General features: G+C 74.0%; 23 protein-coding genes. 7 read left to right on the top strand and 16 right to left on the bottom strand.

All coding sequences use genetic code 11. From position 1 onward, the window contains the following. Positions 1 to 30: 30 nt before the first annotated feature. Complete coding sequence (locus ASF37_RS15300) at positions 31 to 2,340, top strand: DEAD/DEAH box helicase (protein ID WP_200931245.1); 2,310 nt, start codon at positions 31 to 33, stop codon at positions 2,338 to 2,340. Positions 2,341 to 2,358: 18 nt separating this feature from the next. On the opposite strand, the gene ASF37_RS17395 is transcribed toward ASF37_RS15300, so the two are convergent. From ASF37_RS17395 to ssd, 8 genes are all read right to left on the bottom strand, one after another. Next, positions 2,359 to 2,730 carry an Rv3654c family TadE-like protein gene (locus ASF37_RS17395; RefSeq protein ID WP_056581505.1) on the bottom strand — a complete coding sequence of 124 codons (372 nt, stop codon included), beginning with the start codon at positions 2,728 to 2,730 and terminating at the stop codon, positions 2,359 to 2,361. Next, complete coding sequence (locus ASF37_RS17390; RefSeq protein ID WP_162239964.1) at positions 2,727 to 3,098, bottom strand: TadE family type IV pilus minor pilin; 372 nt, start codon at positions 3,096 to 3,098, stop codon at positions 2,727 to 2,729. The genes ASF37_RS17395 and ASF37_RS17390 overlap by 4 nt, the downstream gene beginning before the upstream one ends. Continuing rightward, a complete protein-coding gene (locus ASF37_RS15285; protein ID WP_056572980.1) occupies positions 3,080 to 3,355 on the bottom strand; it encodes a DUF4244 domain-containing protein in 276 nt (91 codons plus the stop codon). Before ASF37_RS15285 ends, ASF37_RS17390 begins: the two co-directional genes overlap by 19 nt. A gap of 108 nt (positions 3,356 to 3,463) precedes the next feature. Further along, positions 3,464 to 3,703, bottom strand: a complete 240-nt coding sequence (locus tag ASF37_RS17280; RefSeq protein WP_056552781.1) for a DUF4244 domain-containing protein — start codon at positions 3,701 to 3,703, stop codon at positions 3,464 to 3,466. Positions 3,704 to 3,837: 134 nt separating this feature from the next. Further along, entirely contained in the window at positions 3,838 to 4,551 is a 714-nt protein-coding gene (locus ASF37_RS15275) for a type II secretion system F family protein (RefSeq protein WP_056581499.1), read from the bottom strand. Further along, positions 4,548 to 5,426, bottom strand: a complete 879-nt coding sequence (locus ASF37_RS15270; protein ID WP_056581497.1) for a type II secretion system F family protein — start codon at positions 5,424 to 5,426, stop codon at positions 4,548 to 4,550. The genes ASF37_RS15275 and ASF37_RS15270 overlap by 4 nt, the downstream gene beginning before the upstream one ends. Further along, positions 5,423 to 6,589: a TadA family conjugal transfer-associated ATPase gene (locus ASF37_RS15265; RefSeq protein ID WP_055969637.1), complete on the bottom strand. Its 1,167-nt coding sequence runs from the start codon at positions 6,587 to 6,589 to the stop codon at positions 5,423 to 5,425. Before ASF37_RS15265 ends, ASF37_RS15270 begins: the two co-directional genes overlap by 4 nt. Continuing rightward, positions 6,586 to 7,647: a septum site-determining protein Ssd gene (gene ssd, locus ASF37_RS15260; RefSeq protein ID WP_082506552.1), complete on the bottom strand. Its 1,062-nt coding sequence runs from the start codon at positions 7,645 to 7,647 to the stop codon at positions 6,586 to 6,588. Before ssd ends, ASF37_RS15265 begins: the two co-directional genes overlap by 4 nt. Positions 7,648 to 7,806: 159 nt before the next feature. On the opposite strand from ssd, the gene ASF37_RS15255 reads away from it, so the two are divergent. Then, a complete protein-coding gene (locus ASF37_RS15255) occupies positions 7,807 to 8,634 on the top strand; it encodes an HAD family phosphatase (protein ID WP_082506551.1) in 828 nt (275 codons plus the stop codon). Positions 8,635 to 8,973: 339 nt separating this feature from the next. On the opposite strand, the gene ASF37_RS15250 is transcribed toward ASF37_RS15255, so the two are convergent. The 3 genes from ASF37_RS15250 to ASF37_RS15240 are packed head-to-tail and all read right to left on the bottom strand — an operon-like array spanning position 8,974 to position 12,567. Beyond that, positions 8,974 to 9,786: an FkbM family methyltransferase gene (locus ASF37_RS15250; RefSeq protein WP_156368221.1), complete on the bottom strand. Its 813-nt coding sequence runs from the start codon at positions 9,784 to 9,786 to the stop codon at positions 8,974 to 8,976. Beyond that, positions 9,783 to 11,132 carry an O-antigen ligase gene (locus ASF37_RS15245; protein WP_056581488.1) on the bottom strand — a complete coding sequence of 450 codons (1,350 nt, stop codon included), beginning with the start codon at positions 11,130 to 11,132 and terminating at the stop codon, positions 9,783 to 9,785. Before ASF37_RS15245 ends, ASF37_RS15250 begins: the two co-directional genes overlap by 4 nt. Before the next feature lie 10 nt (positions 11,133 to 11,142). Further along, positions 11,143 to 12,567 carry a polysaccharide biosynthesis tyrosine autokinase gene (locus tag ASF37_RS15240; RefSeq protein WP_056552793.1) on the bottom strand — a complete coding sequence of 475 codons (1,425 nt, stop codon included), beginning with the start codon at positions 12,565 to 12,567 and terminating at the stop codon, positions 11,143 to 11,145. A gap of 267 nt (positions 12,568 to 12,834) precedes the next feature. On the opposite strand from ASF37_RS15240, the gene ASF37_RS15235 reads away from it, so the two are divergent. After that, positions 12,835 to 13,800, top strand: coding sequence for an NAD-dependent epimerase/dehydratase family protein (locus ASF37_RS15235; RefSeq protein ID WP_056552797.1), 966 nt, complete (start codon positions 12,835 to 12,837; stop codon positions 13,798 to 13,800). A gap of 107 nt (positions 13,801 to 13,907) precedes the next feature. Here ASF37_RS15235 and ASF37_RS15230 read toward each other — a convergent pair whose 3' ends face one another. Next, entirely contained in the window at positions 13,908 to 14,666 is a 759-nt protein-coding gene (locus ASF37_RS15230) for a hypothetical protein (RefSeq protein WP_056581484.1), read from the bottom strand. Between the two features lie 47 nt (positions 14,667 to 14,713). Between ASF37_RS15230 and ASF37_RS15225 the strand changes: the two genes are divergently transcribed. The 3 genes from ASF37_RS15225 to ASF37_RS15215 all read left to right on the top strand — a co-directional run bounded on the left by ASF37_RS15225 (position 14,714) and on the right by ASF37_RS15215 (position 17,546). Further along, positions 14,714 to 15,439, top strand: coding sequence for a class I SAM-dependent methyltransferase (locus ASF37_RS15225; protein ID WP_055969657.1), 726 nt, complete (start codon positions 14,714 to 14,716; stop codon positions 15,437 to 15,439). A gap of 101 nt (positions 15,440 to 15,540) precedes the next feature. Then, on the top strand, positions 15,541 to 16,332 hold the full coding sequence (locus ASF37_RS15220; protein WP_055969660.1) for an FkbM family methyltransferase: 792 nt from the start codon (positions 15,541 to 15,543) through the stop codon (positions 16,330 to 16,332). Further along, the gene (locus ASF37_RS15215; protein WP_082495559.1) at positions 16,329 to 17,546 is read left to right on the top strand and encodes a DUF563 domain-containing protein; all 1,218 of its coding nucleotides are present in this window, start codon (positions 16,329 to 16,331) and stop codon (positions 17,544 to 17,546) included. The genes ASF37_RS15220 and ASF37_RS15215 overlap by 4 nt, the downstream gene beginning before the upstream one ends. Before the next feature lie 12 nt (positions 17,547 to 17,558). Here ASF37_RS15215 and ASF37_RS15210 read toward each other — a convergent pair whose 3' ends face one another. Next, positions 17,559 to 18,569: a class I SAM-dependent methyltransferase gene (locus ASF37_RS15210; RefSeq protein ID WP_056552807.1), complete on the bottom strand. Its 1,011-nt coding sequence runs from the start codon at positions 18,567 to 18,569 to the stop codon at positions 17,559 to 17,561. A 196-nt stretch (positions 18,570 to 18,765) separates the two neighbouring features. Between ASF37_RS15210 and ASF37_RS15205 the strand changes: the two genes are divergently transcribed. Next, positions 18,766 to 20,223, top strand: a complete 1,458-nt coding sequence (locus ASF37_RS15205; RefSeq protein WP_056552810.1) for a GuaB1 family IMP dehydrogenase-related protein — start codon at positions 18,766 to 18,768, stop codon at positions 20,221 to 20,223. A 15-nt stretch (positions 20,224 to 20,238) separates the two neighbouring features. Here the strand turns inward: ASF37_RS15205 and ASF37_RS15200 are convergent, their stop codons facing one another. From ASF37_RS15200 to ASF37_RS15190, 3 genes are read right to left on the bottom strand one after another with little or no spacing between them, the layout of a single operon-like run. After that, positions 20,239 to 21,072 (bottom strand): SGNH/GDSL hydrolase family protein, encoded by an 834-nt coding sequence (locus tag ASF37_RS15200; RefSeq protein WP_056581473.1) that lies wholly within the window; start codon positions 21,070 to 21,072, stop codon positions 20,239 to 20,241. Then, positions 21,069 to 21,839 carry an SDR family NAD(P)-dependent oxidoreductase gene (locus ASF37_RS15195; protein WP_055969671.1) on the bottom strand — a complete coding sequence of 257 codons (771 nt, stop codon included), beginning with the start codon at positions 21,837 to 21,839 and terminating at the stop codon, positions 21,069 to 21,071. Before ASF37_RS15195 ends, ASF37_RS15200 begins: the two co-directional genes overlap by 4 nt. Beyond that, on the bottom strand, positions 21,836 to 23,215 hold the full coding sequence (locus tag ASF37_RS15190) for a class I adenylate-forming enzyme family protein (RefSeq protein ID WP_056581471.1): 1,380 nt from the start codon (positions 23,213 to 23,215) through the stop codon (positions 21,836 to 21,838). Before ASF37_RS15190 ends, ASF37_RS15195 begins: the two co-directional genes overlap by 4 nt.

Genomic DNA, 23,215 nt, shown 5'->3' with positions numbered 1-23,215 from the left:
CCGTCGCGTGCCGCCTGGGAGACTGTGGGGGTGGACATCGGACGCCTGCTCTCGCGCCACGGCGACCGCATCCTCCACCTGCACGACGTGCCCGCCCGGGAGGCCGTGGTGGAGCCGTGGCCGGAGTGGGTCGATCCTCGCGTGCGGACGGCGTTCGCGGCCCAGGGCGTGACCCACCTGTGGGGGCACCAGGCCGAGGCGCTCGCGCACGTGCACGCCGGGCGGCACGTGGTGGTCTCGACCGGGACCGCGTCGGGCAAGTCCCTGACCTACCAGGTGCCGGCGCTCGACGCGCTGGTCCGAGGCAGGTCGGGCGACGCGCTCCAGGGCCACCGCGCTCCCACGGCGCTCTACCTCGCCCCCACCAAGGCGCTGGCGGCCGACCAGCTGCGTCGGCTCCCCCTCGGGCCCGACGGGGCGGCGCTCGTGCGCGCGACCACGGTCGACGGCGACAGCTCGCTCGACGACCGGGCGTGGGCCCGCGACCACGCCCAGCTGGTGCTCACGAACCCCGACACGATCCACCACACCCTGCTGCCCGGGCACGAGCGCTGGTCGCGCCTGTTCGCCGGCCTGCGCATCGTCGTCGTGGACGAGTGCCACCACTACCGGGGGGTCTTCGGCGCCCACGTCGCGCACGTGCTGCGTCGCCTGCTGCGGGTGTGCGCCCACCACGGGTCGCACCCCGTGGTGGTCCTGTCGTCGGCCACGGTCAGCGAGCCCGAGGCGTCGGCGCGACGTCTCACCGGGCTCGACGTGGTGGCCGTGACCGACGACGCGTCGCCCCACGGACCGCGGACGATCGCACTGTGGGAGCCGCCCCTGGTGGGTGCGGCGCACCCGTCGCAGCCGCCGACCCGTCGCTCGGCCGGGCGCGAGGCGGCCGAGCTGCTCACCGACCTCGTCCTCGACCGCACCCGCACCCTCGTCTTCTCCCGGTCGCGCCGCGGGGCCGAGTCCATCGCCCGCGGCGCCCAGCAGCGACTGGGCGAGGTCGCGCCCGAGCTGCCCGGCCGGGTCGCGACCTACCGTGGCGGCTACCTGCCGGAGGAGCGGCGCGAGCTGGAGGACCGGCTCCGATCGGGTGACCTGCTGGGCCTGGCCGCCACGAACGCGCTCGAGCTCGGGGTCGACGTGAGCGGTCTCGACGCGGTGGTGAGCGTGGGGTTCCCCGGCACCCGAGCGGCCTTCTGGCAGCAGGTGGGACGAGCCGGCCGCGACGGGCAGCCGTCGCTCGGGGTGCTCGTGGCCCGCGACGAGCCCATCGACACGTTCCTGGTGCACCACCCCGAGGCCTGGCTGGGCGCGCCGGTCGAGGCCACCGTGTTCGACCCCGACAACCCCTACGTGCTCGGGCCTCACCTGGCGGCCGCGGCACAGGAGCTACCGCTCACGGAGGACGACCTGCCGCTGTTCGGTCCTCGGGCGCGCGAGGGGGTCGACGCGCTGGAGGCGGCGGGGTGGCTGCGCCGGCGACCCGGCGGCTGGTTCTGGACCCGGCGCGACCGGGCCGCCGCCCTGGCCGACCTGCGCGGCAGCGGCGGTGCACCGGTGCAGATCGTCGACGGTCCCACCGGACGGCTGATCGGCACCGTCGACGCGGGGTCCGCCGATGGCGAGGTGCACGAGGGCGCCGTGTACGTGCACCAGGGCGTGGCCCACGTGGTCGACGAGTACGACGTGGAGGACGGCGTGGCGGTCGTGCACACCGAGGACCCGGGCTGGTCCACCTCGGCCCGGACCACGACGGAGGTCTCGGTGGTGTCGACGCAGCGCACCCGCACGTGGGGAGCCACCACGGTCCACGTCGGAGAGGTCGACGTGACCAGCCAGGTGGTCTCGTTCTCGCGCCGGCGGCACGACGGCAGCCTGGTGGGCGAGGAACCGCTCGACCTGCCCGCCCGCACGCTGCGCACCGTGGCCACCTGGTGGACGCTGCACCCCGACGTGGTGCCGCAGGTCCTGGAGCACACGGACGTGCCGGGAGCAGCGCACGCGGCCGAGCACGCCGCCATCGGCCTGCTCCCCCTGCTCGCCACGTGCGACCGCTGGGACCTCGGAGGACTGTCGACCGCGGTGCACGCCGACACGGGAACGCTGACGATCTTCGTGCACGACGGGCACCCGGGCGGGGCGGGCTTCGCCGAGCGAGGCTACGAGGTGGTGGAGCGCTGGCTCCGCGTCACCCGGGCCACCATCGCGGGCTGCGAGTGCCCGACCGGGTGCCCGTCGTGCGTCGTCTCCCCCAAGTGCGGCAACTTCAACGAGCCGCTCGACAAGGCCGGCGCGGTGCGGCTGCTCGACGCCCTGCTGGACGGCGCGCCGGAGGACGGGGCCTGACCGACCACCTGCGCCGGGTCAACGCTCGTACCAGGAAGGGGCGGCGCGGGCCTCGATGCGCGTGGTCCACGTCCCGCCCCACCAGGGGCGGGCCGAGCCCACCGCGGTCACGGTGGCGACGTCGAGGTCCATGCGGCAGCGTTCGAGCCGCACGTCGTTGCGGTGGGCCAGCCGGTGCGCGGCCGCGCAGCCGTCGGCGCCCTCGGCGCTCGCGCGGCTGCCCGCGAGTGCGGCCAGGTCGGCAGCGGACGCCACCTGGTGGCGCAGCGCCACGAGGGCCATGACCTGCAGCCCCAGCGCCACCACGCCGACCAGGACGGCGACGACCCAGAGCGCGTGCACCGTGACCGCACCGTCCTCGGGGTGTCGGCCGGACGCGGCCGAGCTCACGGTGCCTCCGCGGCCGCGACGGCCGTCGCACTGAGCTCGCGGGACCCGACGGTGGTGCCGAAGCCCAGCGGTGCGCGGGACCGGACCCTGACCGTGACCACGACCGTGCCGTCCTGCTCCTGCACCCGTACCCGGGCACCGGCCGGCGCGAGTCGGCGGACGAGCGCCGTGGCCCCACCGTCGGCCTCGCCACGTGCGACGAGCCGCGCACCCTCGCGAGCGGCGTCGACGAGCCGGACCTGGGTCACCCCGAGCGACGCCACCCACACGAGCAGCAGCACGAGCACGAGCGCGAACGGGGCGAGGACGGCCAGCTCGGCGGTGGCCGTGCCCTTCTCGCCGCGCCCGGTCATCGGATCGGGGTCCACGGCCTGCCCCGGCGCAGGTGCTCGACGAGCGTGGTCGGGTCGAGCGCGCGAGCGAAGATCTCGCGCAGCTGGTCGAAGAACCAGCCGTCGGCCCCGAGGTGGACCAGGACGGCGGCGCAGGTGGCGGCCCCGAGGGTGCCGACGGCGTACTCGGCGGTGGTCATGCCGTGCTCGCGTCGAGCGCCGCGGCGGGAGCGGCGGGCGGCGGTCCGGCAGAGGGACGAGACGTCGAAGGTGGAGGAGGTGCGCTGGTGCACGGTGGGCTCCTGGGGAGTCGGGTCGGTGCTGTGGTCGAGGTGCGGTGGCTCGATCCGGTGGGGCCGTCGGGGCCTGGTGAACGCCGCGACGGCCCCACCGGAGGTCGGTCAGAAGAGGTTGGGCAGGAGGCTCGGGATGTTGTCGATGACGTCGCGGACGAGCTCGCCGAACCACTCCGACTGGCCGACCTTCACGAGCACGCCACCGACGGTGCAGGCGCCGAGGGTGCCGACGGCGTACTCGGCGGTGGTCATGCCCTGGTCGCGACGCTGGGCGCCGCGGGCGAGCAGACGCGAGAGGCCGAGGGTCGCCCGGTCCTGGAGGGTGGAGTGCTGGAGGTTCTTCATGGGGTGTCCTTTCGTGGAACGTGCTGACACCCAGGAGATGGGTCGCACCCGTGCCCGGACGACCACCTCGTCGGCGACCTGTGGACGAGCGGGCCCGCGGGCGGTCCGGCCTGTGGACGGCCGAGCGGGCACACTCATCCGCCCAGCAGGTCGAGCCCCGACGCGACGCCGATGAGGGTCGGGACGATCCCCACGAGGAAGAAGGCCGGGAGGAAGCAGAGCCCGAGCGGGGCGGCGGTGCGCACGCCGACCGCCCGCGCGCGTTCACGCGCCTGGGACGCCCGGTCGCGGCGCAGGTCCGCTGCCGCGGCGGCCAGCACCGCGGCCACGGGCGAGCCGGACTGCTCGGCCCGCCGGAACGCGCGACCCAAGGCGCCCAGCACCCGGTGCCGGGCGAGCACCTCCCACACCGCAGGCAGGTCCGTGCCCGAGCGCAGCCGTCGCCCGACCTGCTGCAGCTCCGTCGCGAGCGGCTCAGGGACCACCTCGCCGACCACCTCGAACGCGACGACGGCCGGTCGCCCGGACGCCAGCACGGCGACGACGAGGTCGAGCGCCACGGGCAGCTGGCGCTGCAGCTGCTCGTCACGCCGCCGCGAGGACGCCGTGGCCATGGTCGCGACCGCCGCCCGCGCCGCCGGGGTGGCTGCGAGGGCGACGAGGAGACCGATCACCGGTCCGAGCACCACGAGGCAGGCGATCGGGGTGAGGACGGTCGCCACGCTGGTCGGCGACGGACGCCGACGCGAGGTCGGAACGGTGGTGAGCGCCCGGAGCCGGTCGGTGGCCGGGACGGGCACGGCCAGCCAGGCCGCGGCGGCCGCGACCAGCGCCGCTGCCAGGCTCATCGCGCGCCCACCTCGGCGCGGGTGGTGATGCGCTCGACCCAGGCCAGCCCCGTGGCCGCCAGCGCGCACCCGGCCGCGAGGCACACGACGCCCGGCAGGGTGCCGGTGAGCACGTGCACCGGGTCCCCGCCGAGACCGGAGCCGAGGCCGAGCCCGAGCAGCGGCAGGACCGCCAGCAGCCGAGCGGTGGCACGAGCCGAGGAGCACTCCGCCCGGACCTCTCGAGCAAGGTCGTGGTCCGCGCGCAACGCCTCGACCACGTGGTCGAGCACGTCCGCGACCGGCGCACCGGCACGTTCGGCCACACACCAGGCGGCAGCGACGTCGGCGAGGTCGCCGGCGCCCGGGAGACGGGACACGCCGTCGAGCGCGGCCGGCACGTCGCCGCCGCGGGCCGCCACCTCGGCGACGGGCCGCAGGTCGGGCAGGTCGTCGCACGCTCCGCGCAGGGCCACGGGAGGGAGCACCCCGGTGCGCAGCTCGGCCGCGAGCAGCTCGACTGTGGCCGCGACCCGCACCGCCAGCTCGCTCGCGGCGCGCGCGGCGCGGTGCCGCTCGACGAACGACGACGCCACCACGGCGACGGCCGCGACCGTGGCCAGGAGCAGGGCGGACACGGGCGACGTGACGAACCACGGGGCCGCAGCGGCTGCGAGCGCGACGGGCACCCACGACCGCCAGCGGCGCCACGCCACCACCCGCAGCAGGAGCGGGCGTGCCGCTGCGGACGGCGGCCCCTCACCCTGGTGCGGCGGCGACGTCGCGGGCCCGAGGCGCAGGGCGACCAGCCACGTCGGAGGCGGCAGCCAGAGCAGGACCGCGCACCCGGACAGTCCCGCCGCCACCACGGCGACCAGGACCGTGGACCCCGTCATGCGTGGCTGTCCAGCAGGTCCTCGAGCCGGTCACGACCGGGGCCGTCGGTCCAGCGACCGTCGACGAGCCCGGCTGCGCGCACGGAGCGGACCGTCCCGTGCCCGTCGGGCCCCGCCGCGTGCAGCACACCGACCTCCTCGACTCGACGAAGACCGTCGCGACCGCGACGCAGGTGCACCACGACGTCGACCCCGGCCGCCAGCTGGCTGTGCACGGCGTCGCGTGCCAGGCCTCCGGCCACCCCCAGCGCCTCGAACCGGGCCGGGACGTCGGCCGCGGAGTTGGCGTGGATGGTGCCGCAGCCGCCCTCGTGCCCGGTGTTGAGCGCGGCGAGCAGGTCGACGACCTCTCCCCCGCGAACCTCGCCGACGACGAGCCGGTCCGGCCGCATGCGCAGCGCCTGCCGCACGAGGTCGCGCACGGTCACGAGGCCGGCGCCCTCCGCGTTGGCGGGTCGGGCCTCCAACGATACGACGTGGGAGTGGTCCGGGGCCAGCTCGGCCGCGTCCTCGACCACGACGAGTCGTTCGGCGGACGGCACGAGCCCCAGCAGCGTGCCGAGCAGCGTGGTCTTGCCGCTGCCGGTGCCGCCGCTCACGACGAAGGCGACCCGGGTCGCGACGACGCGCTGCAGCAGCCGAGCGGCCTCGACGTGGATCCCGCCGGCGGCCACCAGCTGCTCGAGCGTGAACGAGCGCCGGGCCGGGACGCGCAGGCTGATGGCCGTGCCGGGGCGCACCAGCGGTGCCAGCACGGCGTGCAGACGGGTGCCGTCGGGCAGCCGCGCATCGACCCAGGGGCTCGCGTCGTCGAGCCGTCGGCCGGCCTGGGCGGCCAGTCGCTGGGCCAGTCGTCGCACCGCCGCGTCGTCGGGGAACCGCAGGTCGGTCCGCTCGAGCCCGTGCCCACGGTCCACGTGCACGGCGCCGGCCCCGTTGACCACCACGTCGGTGACGTCGGCGTCGTCGAGCAGCGGCTGCAGGACACCCGCGCCGCGCCGCTCCCGCTGCAGGGCGTCGACCACGGCGAGCACCGTGGCGCTGCCGTGCAGCCCGGCCTCGAGCCCCAGGGCCTCGGCCACGGCCTGCGCGCTGGGCTCGCGCACCTCGGCGGCGAGCCGCGAGCGCACCCGTCCGACGAGCGCGGCGTCGATCGTGGTCACGACGGACCTGCCGCCGCGAGGCCGAGGACGTCGAGCACCTGCCCCGACGCCCGCCGCAGCGGGCGCGACCGTCCGGGGCCGCGGCCGTGGTCGAGGTCGGCCCTCAGCCGACGGTCGTGGGCGACCCGCGCGACCACCGGGAGCCTCAGCGCCTCGGCCACCGGGCCCGAGCCGACGCCTCCGGCGCGCCGAGTCGTCACGAGCGCCACCCGTGGGACGTGCTCGCGCACCTGGGCCAGCACGATGCGCGCGGCCGCCACGCACCGCACGTCCTCGGGCACCAGCAGCACCGCTCCCTCGCACCGCGCGAGCACCGCCGACCCGAGCGGGTCGAGGTGCCGGGGCACGTCGGCGACGACCACGTCGAAGGCACGCGAGGCGGCGGTCAGCACGTCGGGGGCGACGTCGACCGGCACGGCGGAGCCGTCGCGGGGGCAGGCCAGCACGGCCACGCCGTGGTGCACGGGCAGCAGACGCGCGAGCCGGGTGGCGCCGACGTGCCCGCCGGCGCCACCGAGCTCGGGCCACCGCACCCCCTCGGCGCGCTCTGCGCCGAGGACGAGGTCGACGCCGGCCCCCCTGGTGTCGGCGTCGACGAGGACGGGGCGGTGGCCGCGCCGACCGGCGTGCAGGGCCACCGCGGTGGCGAAGGTGGAGGCGCCCGCCCCGCCGACGGCACCGACGACGGCGAGGAACGCCGCCTCGTCGCGTCCGTCGAGCAGCTCCCCGAGTCGCGCGAGCACGGCGGTCTCGTCGGTGGGGTCGAGCACGGCCGTGGCGCCGAGCAGCACCGCGTCGCGCCAGAGCGTGTCGCCGGCGGTGCCGCCGGGCTCCCCACCCAGCACGAGCACGCCGTCACGACGTGGCGGAGCCGTGCGGGCGAGCGGTCCCGCCAGGTCGGCCGAGAGCAGCACGGCCGACGCCGTGGACCAGGCGCGCCGAGCGGTGACCGCGTCGGACGCGACCTCCGGCGTGACGCCCACCGCGGCGCACCACCGGAGGGCGTCGTCGAGGAGGTCGGCGTCGCCCGTGGCGACCAGCAGGTGTGCGGCGTCCATGGCGCCCACAGAACCAGGGACGGGAGCCGCGGACGAGACCTCACGAGCGGCCTGTGGACGACGCCGCGCACGCCGCCGGGCGCCCTGTGGACGACGCGACCACCCAAGCCGTGTCCACGCGGGGACCACCTGACGGCCGGGTCGGCCTATCCTGGGCGGGTGAGCCCCCGTACGGCCGCGTTCTTCGACCTGGACAAGACGATCATCGCCCGGTCCAGCACCCTGGCCTTCAGCAAGCCCTTCTTCGAGGGCGGGCTGCTCACGCGCCGTGCGGTCCTGCGGAGCGCATACGCGAACTTCCTGTTCGGGCTCAACGGCGCGGACCACGACCAGCTCGAGCGGATGCGCACCTACCTCACGGCCATGGTCGCCGGGTGGGACGTGGAGATCGTGCGCGAGTCCGTGCGCCGCACGCTGCGCGACGTCATCGACCCCATCGTCTACGCCGAGGCCGTCGACCTGATCGAGCACCACCGACGTGCCGGTCGCGACGTCGTGATCGTCTCGGCCTCGGGGTCGGAGGTCGTGGAGCCCGTCGGCGAGCTCCTGGGCGTCTCTGACGTCATCGCCACGCGTCTCGTCGAGCACGCCGGCCGCTACACCGGCGAGGTCGCGTTCTACGCCTACGGCCCGCACAAGGCCACCGCGATGAAGCGACTGGCCGAGGAACGTGGCTACGACCTCGACGCGTGCTTCGCCTACTCCGACTCCGAGACCGACGTGCCCATGCTCGAGACGGTGGGTCACCCGTTCTGCGTCAACCCCGACAAGACCCTGCGCAGGATCGCCGCCGAGCGGGACTGGCCGGTGCTGGCCTTCGCCCGGCCGGTAGCGCTGCGCAGCAGGCTCGGCCTGCACAGCCCCACGGGTCGCGCCGCCTGGACCCTCGGGGCGGTCGCAGCGGCAGGTGGCGTCGCCCTGCTCGCCCGTCGGCGGTCGCGTCGCGCGTCACCGTCGCTGCTGCAGCGGGTCCTCCCCCACACCTGAACCGATCCGCCCCGACCCCGCACGGGCCACGTGCGCTTGTGAACCGCGGCACGCAAGGTTACGGCCCCGTAGGGCTACCGCGCGTCCTGGCAGCGGCGTACAACTGAGGGCAGGACAACTCCACAGACGGCCCGGCACCTCAGTACCCACGCGGCGATCTCCCGTCCCACTGGGCAGTCGCTCCCGGGACATCCGCGACGAGCGGCCCCGAGGCGACGATGACGAAGTGCACGCCTGGTAGCTGCAGCGCGGCCGGACCCATGGACGGCGTCACCCGAGCGGTGGCGCCGTCCTTCTTCGTGCGCGACCGTCGGTGCCGGCGTCCCCAGGGGGCCGACGTCAGACCGCGACGTGGGGCGGCAGCGCGTCGCGCGAGAACCAGGCCAGACCGAAGCCGGGGCCTCCGGTCTCGTGCCGCACCAGCGTCATGCCCGTGCCCTCGAGGAACGTCCGCAGGTCGTCGAAGCCGTGCTGTTCAGAGTGGTGGTACTCCATGACGAGCCGCCGCACGCCCGACCAGAGGGTCGGGTCGGAGTCGAGCAGGATCCCGTACTCCGCTCCCTCGGCGTCCATCTTCAGCAGGTCCACCCGACCGCCGGCCGCGGCGAACGCGTCGGCGATGCTGTCGCAGGCGACCTCGATCTCGACGGACCCGGCCTCGCCGAGGTGCAGGACGCCGTTGTGGCCGCTGCCCGGTCCGTTGTCGGCCATCACCAACGTGCCGGCCCGCGAGCCGACGGCGGTGCGGTGCACGGTGATCCGGTCGGCGAGACCGTTGGACTCGACGTTGCGCACGGTGTAGGCACCGGTGGACGGTGTCGGCTCGTAGGAGTGGACGGTGGCCCCGGGGAACCGCCGCAGGAGGTCGGTCGAGAAGCAGCCGATGTGCGCCCCGATGTCGACCACGTGCACGTCGTCGGGCAGGCCGTGCCCGAACCAGTCCAGCGAGTACTCGTCCTCGGCGAACACCTCGTACACGGGGACCCGCGCACCCGGCACGTTCGGGCAGTGGATCGTCAAGCCGTGCACCTCGAAGGCCAGCTCGTCGGCACGGGCGGCCAGCTGGCGCAGGACGCTCCAGCCGTTGTCGAAGACCGACACGGTCTGGCGGGTGCGGCGCGCCACCCAGGTGGCGCGGTCGAGGACGGTCATGCGGTCTCCCACTGGTCGGTCGAGGGAACGGTGTCGGCGGGGTCCGCCTCGGGGGCGCCGTCACCGAGACGGACGAGGAAGGGCAGCGCGAGCACGGCCCAGACGTAGCGGTCCCAGAGGATCGTGGTCATCAGGCCGATCATGGCGTAGCCGAGGACGGGCAGGGCCAGGAGCGCGGACGGGCCGGGGAGGGTGATCGCCCTCAGCGCCACTGACGCGAGCAGCACCAGGTAGACCGCGGTGCCGACGATGCCGACGGCCGCCGCGACCTGCAGGTAGATGTTGTGGGCCTCCATCACGTCGCCCAGCCCGATGCCGAGCACGGGGTGGGACGTGAAGGCGTCGAGCGCCACCTTGGCGAGGTACTCCCGCTCGGCGTCGGACCCGGCGGCCGTGCCACCGCCGAGGAGCCGGCCCAGCACGTTGTTCTGCATCGAGCCGCCGCCGGTCAGGGCGTTGCCGACGATCCACAGGGCGGGGATGGCGAGCCCGAAGAGCGCGAGGGCGACCTCGACCCGACGCTCCAGCGCCACGAAGAGCACGGCGACCGCGACGGCGACCACGAGCGCGGCCCGGCTGCCGCTGACCCAGACGTTCCACGCGCACGCGGCGCCCAGCAGGAGGACCAGCCAGGACCACCGGCGGGGAAGCACCCGCAGGAGGAACGGCACGAGTGCGAGGCCGAGCATCGCGCACAGGCCCATCACGTTGGGGTGCGTCGAGTAGCCGATGCGCCGTCCGTCCCAGGAGGACTCGCCGACCGTGTACGCCGCCACGAGGTTGCCCACGTTGCCGACCACGTACATGAGCGCGAAGCCGACGACCACGCCTCGCGATGGCCGCCAGACCATGAAGGCGACGGGCAGGAGCAGCGCGCCCACGAGCAGCCGGAGCAGGCTGTTGAGGCTCGCACCGCTCTCCTCGGCACCGGCGGACGACACCAGCCCGACGACGACGAGCCCTCCGGCGGCGGCGAGGAACAGCCACTCGCTCGGCAGGGGCTTGCGCAGCAGCACGGGCAGGAGGACAAGCAGACCCGCCAGCAGCACCAGGTCGGACAGCGACGCGAACGCCAGCGCCCCGATCGGACGGAAGTTGTCGAGCGGCGACAGGGCGATCCCGATCGCGAGGACCGCGACCGCCGTGCTCTCGACCCCGACCGCGGCGAGGACGACGAGACCGACCGCGAAGGTCAGCGCGAGCCCGGCCCCCACCCCGCCGAGCGACGACAACGGAACCAGCACGACCAGCAGCACACCCACGACCAGGACGGGCAGAACCGCGGCCCTGATCGCCCGACGCTCCCGTGGGCCCACGCGCTCCTTCACCGACTCCAGCACGGCCATGAGGCCTCCGTCAGCGCTTCACGCGGCGGCCGATGCGCCGACCGCGGGTCGAGGACGCCGGCTCGGCCGCCGGGGTGGGCGCGTAGCCGTACCCGTACCCGTGCCCGTAGCCGTACCCGTAGCCGTCGGCGTCGCCCGAGCGTCGCGGCGTGCGATTGAGGATCGTGCCGAACAGCCGGCCGCCCACGGCGTGGATGCGTGCCACGGCCAGACGCAGCTGCTCGCGCGTGGTGGAGCCGTGGCGCACCAGCAGGAGCGCCCCGTCGACCTCGGTCATGAGGATCGAAGCGTCGGCCACCGGGAGCATGGGGGGCGCGTCGATGATGACCGCGTCGTACTCCTTGCGCACCCGCGAGATGAGGTCGCGCATGGCCTGGGTGTCGAGGACCTCGGCCGGGTTCGGCGGGGCGGGTCCGGTGCCCATGAAGCTGATGCCGCTCACGTGCGGCTGCGTGGCGTCCTCGATGGACGTGCGCCCCACCAGCACCGTCACGATGCCGACGGAGTTCTCGAGGCCGAGCAGCTCCGCGACGTTGGGGTTGCGCATGTCGGCATCGATGAGGAGCACCGAGCGGCCGGACTGGGCCATGGTCAGCGCGAGGTTGGTGGCCACCAGCGTCTTGCCCTCGTCGGGCAGGGCGCTCGAGACCAGGATGGCCTGACGCTCGGCGTCGAGGTCGGCGAACTGCAGGTTCGTCCGCAGCACGCGGAAGGCCTCCGCGAGGCTGCCGCCCACCTCCGTGGCCAACGGGGTCTTCTTGACCTGTGGGTCGTAGGGCAGCGTCACGAGCACGGAGTGGCCGCTGATCTTCTCGACGTCCTGGCGCGACTTGACCGTACGGTCGAGCAGGTCGCGCAGCAGGGCGCCGACGATCGCGACGAAGAGGCTGACGAGCAGCCCGATGCCGAGGTTGAGCGGGATGTTGGGCGAGACCGGGGTGTCGCTGATGCTGGGTTCGGCGGCGATCCGGGCCGCGATGGCGGGCTCCTCGTCCTCGACGGCGGGCCGCTCGAGCTGCTCGACGAGGGCCACGACCTCCTCGGCCTCGGCCTTCGCGATCTGCTGGGCCAGCTCGGGCGTCTCGGCGGTCACGTCGAGCTCGATGGTCTGCGTCCCCGTGATCACGGAGGCCGACACACGGCCCTCGAGGTCCTCGCGCGTCATGTCCAGATCGAGGGAGTCCACCACGCGTTGGAGCACCGACGGGTCCGTGGCCAGCTCGGCGTAGGACGCGACGCGCTGGGTGACGATGAAGGAGGCCGCGTACTCGGCGGACCCGCCGGACGGTGTGGAGACGAACAGCTTGACGCTCGAACCGTACTGCGGGGTCATGAGGAACACCGCCGCGACGGTCAGGACCGCCCCGGCGAGGAACGTCACGGTGCTGAACACCCAGCGCGCGCGCAGAGCGCCCAAGAACTGCCGCAGCTCCACGGCTGTGCCTCCTCCTCCCGCCGAGCACGGCGGGTCTCCCGAGTGTAGGTGACCTGGGGGAGCCGGGAGGCTCCCTCGCACCACAACCCTGAACGAGTCGGGGCGCCCGCTGTCACGCTCTGGAGGCGACGGATCGAGACCGTCCGTGACGTGGGGTGCATCACGATCCACTCGTAACCTCTCGGACCTCGGTCGTTGTTAGGGGTACGACGGACCGCGGACGCAAGACGCCGCGGACCCCACAACTTCCCACGGAGGACGAGAGCGATGACGGTACTGGTGACGGGAGCGGGCGGCTTCATCGGCGGCCACCTTGTGGCGGACCTGCTGGCGCAGGGACGCGAGGTGCGCGCGGTCGACAAGAAGCCGACGTCCGAGTGGTACCAGGTGCACGACGACGCCGAGAGCCTCGTGGCGGACTGCTCCGACATGGGCGACGCCCACAAGATGTCGGTCGGCACCCAGGCGATCTACAACCTGGCCGCCGACATGGGTGGCATGGGCTTCATCGAGAACAACAAGGCCGAGTGCATGCTCTCGGTGCTCACCAGCACGAACATGCTCGTCGCCGCGCGCGACGCCGGCACCGAGCAGTTCTTCTACAGCAGCTCGGCCTGCGTCTACAACGGGACCAAGCAGACCGACCCGAACGTGACCGCGCTCAAGGAGTCCGACGCGTACCCGGCGGAGCCCGAGGACGGCTACGGCTGGGAGAAGCTGTTCAGCGAGCGCATGGCCCGCCACTTCCGCGAGGACTACGGCCTGCAGACCCGGGTGGCTCGCTACCACAACGTCTACGGCCCCGACGGCACGTACGAGGGGGGCCGCGAGAAGGCGCCCGCCGCGCTCTCGCGCAAGATCGCCTGGGCCAAGCTGACCGGTGAGCACACCATCGACGTGTGGGGCGACGGCGAGCAGAGCCGCAGCTTCATGTACATCGACGACTGCGTGCGCGGCACCCAGGAGATCCTGGCCGGCGAGAACGTCGAGCCGGTCAACCTCGGCTCGTCCGAGCTCGTGACGATCAACCAGATGATCGGGATCCTCGAGGACATCGCCGGGATCACGGTCAGCAAGGAGCACGACCTCACCGCGCCGCAGGGCGTGCGCGGCCGCAACAGCGACAACACGATGTTCCACGAGATCTACGGCTGGGAGCCCTCGATCTCGCTGCGCGACGGTCTGGAGAAGACCTACGCCTGGATCTACGACCAGCTCGCCCCGCGCGTCTGACGCCTGCCGACGCCCGGCTACCCGTGGGGTGGCCGGGCGTCGTCGTGTGCGGGCGCCGGCTGCGGCCAGGCCGCTCCGGTCGGCCGGCTCCGGTCGGTCGGGGCCGGTCAGCGGCGGCCGACGGCCAGGGGCGAGGCCTCGGCCGCGCGGGCCTGGGCCTGCGAGGCGTACTGGAGCCACTGCTGGATGCCGGTGGCGTCGCCCCGGGCGTAGGCCGTGAGCGCCGCCCCGTAGCCGGCGGGCTCGGCGGCGTGGCCCGCCTCCGGCACCACGACCGACGCCGGGTCGACGCCCTTGACGACGAGCACGAGCCGCTCGGCGGCACGCGCCACCATGCCCCCGTGGGCCGCGAACGCTCCTGACGTCGCGATCTCGGCGTGCACGAGGGCCGCCACCACCAGGCCGGGCGCCTCCGTGGGCTGGGCGACGACCCGGGCCAGCTCGCCGAGCCGGGCGGCGCCGGCGGCGTCGGCGGGCCGACCCAGCGCGTCGTCGGGCACGCTGCCCGCGGCCGCGAGGGCGTGCAGGCGCGCGAACGCCTGGAGCGGCGAGCGGCTCCACACCGGCACGAGCCCCAGCAGCTCCGTGCCGAGCCGGACCGCGGCACGCGCGACGGCGTCGCCACCGCCGGCCGCGAGCAGCTCGACCGCGGGATCGTCGTCGTCGACCGCGGGGAGGTCGCTGCCCTCGAGCCGAGCGGTCGCCACGGCACCCAGGAGCAGGGAGCGGGCGGTGTCCTCGGGGGTGCTCCGCCGCAGGCCCCGGTCACGCAGGAGCGCGTCGATGCCGTCGCGCGTTGCCGCGAAGGCCGACGGCACACCCTCGAGGGACGCCGCGGGCAGGAACGGATCGGGGGAGGTTGACACGCCCGAAGCGTACCGAGGGGGCGCGGTGCGACCGGTAGCCTGCGGGGGTGAGCGAGCTGTTCGACCAGTCGGCCCGCGCCTCGTCCCCCGGAACCGACGAGGCGCACGATCGACTCGTCAAGTGGCTCGTGGGCGACCGGCTCTCGTGCGTGCTGCTGCTCGAGGACTCCTCGCTCGCGTTCCGGCTCGCGGGCCAGGGCCACGAGGTCGTCGTCGCGGGAGACGACGTGCGCACCGTGCGCTCCGAGGACGTCCTCTACGTCCGCTCGGCCGGACCGCGGCTCCCGTTCGTGGCCGACTCCTTCGACGCCGTGGTCGCCCCCCAGCTGAACGACGACCAGACCGTGCTGGCCGAGTACGCCCGGGTCCTGCGGGCCGGCGGCGTGCTGTCGACGCTGTCGCGCACGCACGACGAGACCTTGCCCTGGGTGAGGCGCCTGCGGGAGGTGGTCGGACGTCGACCCACCGCTGCAGCCCCCGTCACCGACACGCTCGCCGCCTCCGGCCTGTTCGCCGCACCCGAGACCACCGAGACCGCGACGTGGGAGGAGCTGGACCTCCCGGCGCTGCTGCAGTACGCCCGCGAGACCGGCCGCCAGCCCGTCGAGGAGTCCACGCTCTCGCGGGTCCGTGAGCTGTTCGACCAGAACACCGCCCAGAGCGGGAGCCTGCGGCTGCGCCACCTGCTGCGCGGCGTGCGGTCCCGTGTGCAGAAGAGCAGTCCGCCGCCGGGGTCGCAGCAGCCCGAGACGCTGCTCTTCGACCTTCGGTGAACGACCTCCTCGGTCCCGTGCCCGGGTACGAGATCCGCATCCCCGTGACCTTCGCCGACGTGCGCGGTTGAATGGTCGAGGTTCGGCGACGAAGGAGAGACATGGCACTGCGCGGACTCGGGTACGCGGCCCGGCGGGTACGCCAGTCGTTCACCCACTTCCGGAACGGACCGCAGCTCCTGACGGCCATGGCGCGGGGTGGCGAGGTGACGTTCCGGACCCGCTCCGGGCTGACGATCCACACGCCTAACGCACCCGGAGCACGGTTCCCGGTGTACGAGATCACGGCCGACGACGTGTACCGCATCGACGAGCTCACGGCGGGCCTGCGCCCCGACTTCGTGGCCGTCGACGTCGGCGCCCACATCGGCAGCTTCTCGGCCACGCTCTGCTCGCGGGCGCCCGGGGCCACCGTGCACGCCTACGAGGCGTCGCCCTCCACCGCCGAGTGGACCCGCCGCAACGCCGAGGCCAACGGCTTCGTCGACCGGCTGCACGTGCACGCCCAGGCCGTCGCCGACCACCGCGGCACGCTCACGTTCGTCGACAACGGCGAGGCGAGCGCCCACAACGGCCTCACGGCGCCGGAGGGGCTCGGCGCCGAGGTGGAGGTCCCGTGCGTCACCTTCGCCGACGTGCACGCCGCGGCCGGCGGACGGGTCGACCTGCTCAAGAGCGACGCCGAGGGCGCCGAGTACGGCTACATCCTCACTAGCGACCCGGCGCTCTGGCGCGACGTCCAGCGGGTCGTCATGGAGTACCACCCCGTCGAGGGCCACCAGCTGCTGGACCTCGTCCGGTTCCTGCGCGACGTCGGCCTCGACCTCGTCCGCGACGAGCCCTCGCCGGACAAGCCCGGTCTGGGCAACGCCTGGTTCGCCCGCGCGGCATGACCCGTCTCCCCCCGGCGCTCATGCCGCTGTGGCCCGCGGCCAAGCGGGCCCACCGCGCGGCGACCCGGGCGGTCGGGGTGGCCACTCGGGCGGTCGGCGACGGTGGACCACGGTCGGTCCCCACGCGCATCAGCACCGAGTCCCGGGCCACCGCCGCCGCCGAGCCCGAGCACGTCCGCGTGCACGAGACCGGCGATCCGCTGGGCGTCGTGCGCGACGCGCCCGCGGGGCGACCGGGTGGTCTGCGCTTCTGGGACGACGTCCGCGTCCTGCAGCGTCCACCCCGCTCGGTGCTGGAGGTCAGCGGCGGACGGCTCGTCGGCGAGGCCGCCGCCACACTCACGCCGCGCGGCACGCTCGACCTCGAGACGAGCCCGTACTTCGGCATCCGACGCCCCACCGAGCACCCGGTGCACCTGCGACTGCGCCTGCCGGAGCCGGAGCACGTCCCGGGGACGGTCCTGTCGCTGGCCTCGCACGCGTCCGGGCGCAACTACTACCACTCCCTCATGGACGCCCTTCCGCGCTGGGGCCTGTTCCAGGACCTCTTCCCCGACGAGCGGCCCGACCAGGTGGTCGTGGGCCACACCAGCCGCTGGGACCGTCAGCTCGTGGCCATGACGGGCCTCGACCGGTACCCCCTCGTGCAGCCGACGTCGCGTCTGCACCTGCGGGCGGACCGCCTGCTCGTGCCCACGATCGACAACCACAGCACCCTCGCGCCGCCGTGGGTCACCCGCTGGCTGCGCGAGAACCTCCCCGCCCGCGACGTGTCCGACAAGCCGCGCCGGCTCTACGTCACCCGCGGCGACCGGCCGCAGACCCGCCGCTACGTGCAGGAGGCAGCCCTGCTGCCCCACCTGGAGCGGCAGGGGTTCGTCCGGTTCGACCCGGGCTCCGTGAGCGTGCAGGCGCAGATCGACCACTTCGCCGCCGCCGAGGTGGTGGTGGCTCCGCACGGCGCCGGGCTGGTGAACCTGAACTTCGCTCCCGAGGGTGTCAAGGTGCTGGAGCTGTTCGCCCCCCGCTACCTCAACCCTGGCTACTGGGCGATCACCTCCAACGTGCCCGCCTCGACGTACCGCTACGTCGTGGCCGAACCGGTCGAGCGCGACCGGCCCGAACGCGCCATGAACCGCGTGCAGGCCGACGTCGACATCCCGGTCGCGGTCGTGCTCGACGCCCTCGAGGAGCTGCTCGCCGCACCGACGTGAGGACCGGCCCGGTCAGCGCACCCGGCGGATCCAGAGCGACGACGGCGGGTTCGGGTCGTCAGCCAGCGGGACGTAGTCGTCGAGGAGGTCGACGAGCGCCGACTCGTCGTGGTGGCGCACGAGGGGCGTGGAGAGCGTGACCTCGAAGGCGCTGTTGAAGGCCAGGAAGGTCTGGACGACCATCGCCTCGTTCCAGTACACGGGCCACCGCTCGCCGAACAACCAGGTGTCGGCGGGGAACGGCGTGTTGTACGGGAAGTGCACGTCGTGGATGTGCACGTGCACGCCGGGCGCGAGGCGCGGCAGCACCTCCAGGAACAGGTAGGCGACGTCGCTGTCGATCTTCAGCGCGTGCGAGGAGTCGATGAACAGCACGTCGCCGTCCTCGAGGTTCTCGAACGTGGTGAGCGGGACGTCCTGCACGAAGCCCTCGACGAGCTCGAAGTCGGGCAGGGTGCGCAGCGCGTCGAACGGGTAGGGCTCGATGCAGGTGAGGCTCAGCGGCGATCCCTCGGCGGCGTTCTGCTGCGCGGCGAGCGACGCGTAGTAGGTGGACAGGCCCGAGCCGACCTCGAGGTAGCGGCGCGGCTTGTGCTCGCGCAGCACGTAGTAGAGGGTGCGGGCATCGAGCTCGGGGTAGCCGGGGCCAAAGCCGCGACCGGTGTTCTGGAGGTACTCGCCCGTGGTGGCGGCGAACTCCGGCTCCCACCGCTGCGCCAGGCCACGCAGCGTCGCGGTGAGGGCGTCGACGTCGAGATCGAGGCCTACCAGCGCGCTGGGACGGTCCCACCGCTCGCGGGTGTCCTCGATCTCGGACAGCACCGGCAGCGTGGAGTAGTAGTCGGCCCTCTTGACGATGTTCAGACCCGCCTTGCCGAGGACGGCGTGAGCCGCGCGGACCCTGCTGCGGCGCAGCCCGAACACGGCGCGGTCGAGGCCGGCGACCACCGGACCGGGCAGCACCTTGGCGGCGCGCTCCTTCGCCGAGGGCGGTCGGTGCGCGGGGACCTGCGACGTCGTCATGCGAGCGATCGTACGGAGCGCGGGGCGCTGCCGGAGGTGGAATCGCCGCGGTGGCGCAACGTCGTGGCGGTGGTGCCGGTGTGCATCGTCTGGTCCTCCCGGGACGCGCTCGGGTGGCGGTCCACCGGTCTCAACGAGCCAGGGCGGCCCAGGTCACCCGGCACCGGTCACCCGGCACCGACCTAGACTTCCGCGGGTGGAGTTCCTCAACGGCCTGCAGCCCGCGCACGACCTGACCTACAGCGACGTCTTCATGGTGCCGCGGCGCTCCGACGTCACGTCCCGCTTCGACGTCGACCTGTCCACCGGCGACGGCACGGGCACCACCATCCCGCTGGTCGTGGCCAACATGACGGCCATCTCGGGTCGCCGGATGGCCGAGACGATCGCTCGTCGCGGCGGGATCGCGATCATCCCGCAGGACATCCCCCTCGACGTGGTCGCCGCGACGGTGCAGCAGGTCAAGTCCGCGCACACCGTGTACGACACCCCGGTGACCGTCCCGCCAGCGACGACGGTCGGCGAGGCGCTCAGCCTCCTCCCCAAGCGCGCTCATGGCGCCCTCCTCGTCGTCGAGGACGGCCGGCCGCTGGGCGTGGTGACCGAGCGGGACGGTCTGGAGGTCGACCGCTTCACCCAGGTCCACGAGGTGATGTCGACCGACGTGCGGACCGTCGCGGCCGGCCTGGACCCCCGGGACTACTTCGACGCCCTGGCGGGCAGCCACCTGGCGGTGGCGCCGGTCGTCGAGGACGGTCGCCTGGTCGGCGTCGTCACCCGCACGGGCGCGTTGCGCTCCACCATCTACACCCCCGCCACCGACCCCGACGGTCGCCTCGTGGTGGGCGCGGCGGTCGGCATCAACGGCGACGTGCGGGCCAAGGCCCTGGCACTGCTCGATGCCGGCGTCGACGTGCTGGTCGTCGACACCGCGCACGGTCACCAGCACAAGATGCTCGACGTCCTGCCGCTCGTCCGCGACGCCCGCGACGAGGTGGCCGCGCGGACCGGCCGGCGCATCCCGGTGGCGGCCGGCAACGTGGTCTCGGCCGACGGCGTCCGCGACCTGGTCGCGGCCGGCGCCGACATCGTCAAGGTGGGCGTCGGACCGGGCGCCATGTGCACCACGCGGATGATGACCGGTGTCGGGCGCCCCCAGTTCTCGGCGGTGCTCGAGTGCGCGGCCGCCGCGCGCGAGCTCGGCACTCACGTGTGGGCCGACGGAGGGGTCCGCTACCCGCGCGACGTCGCGCTCGCGCTCGCCGCCGGTGCGGCCAACGTGATGATCGGGTCGTGGTTCGCAGGAACGCTGGAGAGCCCCGGCGACCTCAAGGTCGATGCCGACGGACGGGCCTACAAGGAGTCGTTCGGCATGGCCAGCTCGCGCGCCGTGGCGAACCGCACCCGCGACGCCGCCGGCTTCGAGCGCGCGCGGATGGCCCTCTTCGAGGAGGGCATCAGCTCCTCGCGCATGTACCTCGACCCGGAGCGGCCGGGCGTCGAGGACCTGGTGGACGCCATCACCGCAGGGGTCCGCTCGAGCTTCACCTACGCCGGCGCTCGCTCGCTGCCGGAGTTCGCGGAGCATGCCGTGGTCGGCCTCCAGAGTGCTGCGGGCTACGACGAGGGACGCCCGCTGCACCGGTCCTGGTAGTCGGCCGGCGGCGATCTACGGAGCGAGGTGGGGCTGCCCCTCGGCCCACTGCGTGATGCTCGCCGCGATTCGCTCGCCCACGGCCCGGTGCATGGCCGGGGAGTAGTGGAAGCCGTCGGGGATCGCGACCGCGAGATCGCCGCCCGCCACGCTGTCGACGAGGTCGGCCACACGCACGAACCGGACCTCGGGGTCGTCGAACCGGCGCACGAGGTCGTCGAGCGCCTCGTTCATGCGGTGGATGCGCCGCGGCATGCCCGGGAACCAGCTCACGTACTTCTCGTGCGGGGGCAGCAGCTCCACCAGGTGCACCAGCGGGCTGCCGACCTTGCGCACGTGGCGGACGTACGCCTCGAGGTCGGCGACCACCTTCTCGTGGCGACGGGTGCGGACACGGTGCCCGACCCTCACGTCGACCGCGGCCTGCACGCGGGCCAGGAACATCCAGACCGGCCGGACCACGCGGCGCCGGTAGAGCAGCCGGACCCGTCGCGGACGACCGCGCAGGCTGTTGGCATGACGCTCGAGCCACCGGGGCAGCAGCAGGTGGATGGTCTCGTAGTGGCCGTAGACGAGCACGATGGCGTCGGGCGAGAGACCCAGGACCTCGCGCTCCCACGTCTGCAGGACGCCGTGGGTGGGCTCCGACGCGACGCTGTGGGTGTGGACGGTGCACGGCCGACCGCTCGCGAGCAGCCGCTCCTCGATGACCCGCGGCAGGATGAAGTCGGTCCGCGGGCCGCCCATCCACGAGATCCAGTTGACGGTCGACGCACCCTTGACGAGCACGCGGACCGGCAGCGGCAGCGCCGGCGCGCCGTCCGCCCCGGAGGCGTCCGGGGCGGTCACGCCGTCAGACCACCGTCGACGACGAGGACCTGCCCGGTGAGATAGGTGTTCGCGGGGTCGGTGAGGAACCGGCACACGCGCGCGATGTCCTCGGGGTCGCCGAGGCGACCGGCCGGGGTGCGCCGCTCGATCTGGACCAGCTGGCCCTCGTCGAGCCCGTGGCTCATCTCGGTGCGCAGGTAGCCGGGGGCGATGCCGTTGACCACGATCCCCCGCGAGCCGAGCTCACGGGCGAGGGCACGGGTCATGCCGTCGAGCGCGGCCTTCGACGCGCTGTACACGGCGAGTCCCCGGTAGCCCGACAGGCCGACGATGGACGAGATGTTGACGATGTGGCCGCTGCGCCGCGCGAGCATGCGGCGGCTGACCAGGCGGGTCATGTAGACGGTGCCCTTGATGTTGAGGTCGACCACCGTGTCGACGTCGTCGTCGGAGAACAGTGCCAGGATCCCGTCGCGCGCCACCCCGGCGTTGTTGATGAGCACGTCGACCCGTCCCCACCGGTCGACGACGGCCTTCACGAACGCCTCGGCGTCCTCCACGCGCGACAGGTCGGCCGGCTGGAAGAGGAAGCGGTCGGCCGTGGCCGGGTCGGACTCCCACGCGTCGACCTCGTCGGTGCGGCTGCGCGAGCACGTGGCCACCAGGTCGCCCTCGGCGAGGTAGGAGCGGACGATGCCGGCACCCAGGCCACGGCTGCCGCCGGTGACGATGACGACGCGGCCCCCGGTCTGCTCGGTCTGCCCGGTCTGCTCGGTACTGGTCACTGCTGTCTCCTGACGATCTTCCCGCCGGCGGTCGCGACGTCGTCGACGAAGCGGATGCTGCGGGGGCGGGCTGCGGGTGGGAGGTCGGCGCAGGCGGCCTTGAGGCTCGCCTTGAGGGCGTCGTGGTCGTGCCCGGGTGCGGCCACGACCTCCAGCGCCACGACCGACCCCGTCATGGGGTTGGGGCGGGCGAACACCCGGGCGACGTCGACGCCGGGCACCGCCCCGACACGCTCCTCGATCGGCAGCGGGTGGACCTTGACCCCGCCGACGTTGATCACCTCCGAGGACCGGCCGCGGAAGAGGATGCGGTCGTCGACGACCTCGACGAGGTCCCCGGTGGGGCGCCACGCGTCGGGGTCGACCGGCTCGTCGCCGTGGTAGCCGAGCATCCCGGTGCGCGACCGGATCCACAGCTCGCCGTCGACGATCCGCAGGTCGACGTCGGCGTCGTCGCCGCGGTCGAGGACGTCGGTCGAGAGGCCCGGGCGGTCGTCGCGCTGCGACCCGGTGGAGCCGAACTCGGAGGCGGCGTAGACCTGCGACACCGAGGCGGAGGGGAACGCCGCGTGCACGTCGCCGAGCAGCGGACCGGGGATCGCCTCCCCACCCATCGTGACCTGCTCGAGCGGCGGGAGACCGAGACCGTCCCCGCGCGCCTCGGCCAGCAGGAAGCGCCAGTAGGTGGGGGTGGCGCTGGCGTGGGTGACGCCGAGCGCGCGCATGGCGGCCAGGCCCTCGCGGGGGCGGCGCGGTGCGGGAGCCACGAGCGTGGCGCCCGCGGCGAGCACGTGCAGAAGGACCTGCAGCCCGGCGAACTGGTGCAGGCCGTAGGCCAGCAGCCAGCGCTGCTCGGGAGCGGGGCCGACCCGGCGGACCCCGCGCAGCAGCCGCTCCCAGTCGTGCCGCACGCCCCGTGGTGCGCCGGTGGTGCCGGTGGTGAGGACGAGGTGGGGGCGGGCGTCCGCGTCCGCGACGGCCGCGGCGGAGGGCCCGCGGGGGCCGTCGTCGAGCAGGTCGCGGACGTCGAGCACGGTGGCGGCGGCCCCGTCGAGGTCGTCGCGGTCGGTCACGAGCACCTCGTGGTCGAGCCGACGTGCCAGGTCGGCGACCTCGTCCGGCTCCACGGGCGGGTAGAGGCAGACCTCCGCCCCCACCAGCGAGGCGGCTGCGAGCAGCGGCACGACGTCGGCCGCCTCGAAGTCGACGACGCCGAGCCGGCGGCCGCCCTGCGCGTCGCCGGCGAGGTCGGTCAGTGCCGACGCCGCACGCTCGGCGGCCTCGAGGACCTGCGCGTACGTCCACGAGCCGTCGTGGGTCACGACGGCCACCCGGTCGGGGTCGACGTCGGCGACCCGGCGCAGCAGCTCGTGCAC

Source organism: Aeromicrobium sp. Leaf289, assembly GCF_001423335.1.
Classification (GTDB): Bacteria; Actinomycetota; Actinomycetes; order Propionibacteriales; family Nocardioidaceae; genus Aeromicrobium.
Note: the sequence above shows the minus strand (reverse complement) of the source record. Positions and strands in the feature narration are given on the sequence as shown.

Coding starts and splice junctions, on each gene's coding strand:
- ASF37_RS15215 (WP_082495559.1), top strand. CDS start 16,329: ATGACCCGTCTCCCCCCGGCGCTCATGCCGCTGTGGCCCGCGGCCAAG.
- ASF37_RS15275 (WP_056581499.1), bottom strand. CDS start 4,551: ATGAGCCTGGCAGCGGCGCTGGTCGCGGCCGCCGCGGCCTGGCTGGCC.
- ASF37_RS15245 (WP_056581488.1), bottom strand. CDS start 11,132: ATGGCCGTGCTGGAGTCGGTGAAGGAGCGCGTGGGCCCACGGGAGCGT.
- ASF37_RS15270 (WP_056581497.1), bottom strand. CDS start 5,426: ATGACGGGGTCCACGGTCCTGGTCGCCGTGGTGGCGGCGGGACTGTCC.
- ASF37_RS15235 (WP_056552797.1), top strand. CDS start 12,835: ATGACGGTACTGGTGACGGGAGCGGGCGGCTTCATCGGCGGCCACCTT.
- ASF37_RS15250 (WP_156368221.1), bottom strand. CDS start 9,786: ATGACCGTCCTCGACCGCGCCACCTGGGTGGCGCGCCGCACCCGCCAG.
- ASF37_RS17280 (WP_056552781.1), bottom strand. CDS start 3,703: ATGAAGAACCTCCAGCACTCCACCCTCCAGGACCGGGCGACCCTCGGC.
- ASF37_RS15220 (WP_055969660.1), top strand. CDS start 15,541: ATGGCACTGCGCGGACTCGGGTACGCGGCCCGGCGGGTACGCCAGTCG.
- ASF37_RS15210 (WP_056552807.1), bottom strand. CDS start 18,569: ATGACGACGTCGCAGGTCCCCGCGCACCGACCGCCCTCGGCGAAGGAG.
- ssd (WP_082506552.1), bottom strand. CDS start 7,647: ATGGACGCCGCACACCTGCTGGTCGCCACGGGCGACGCCGACCTCCTC.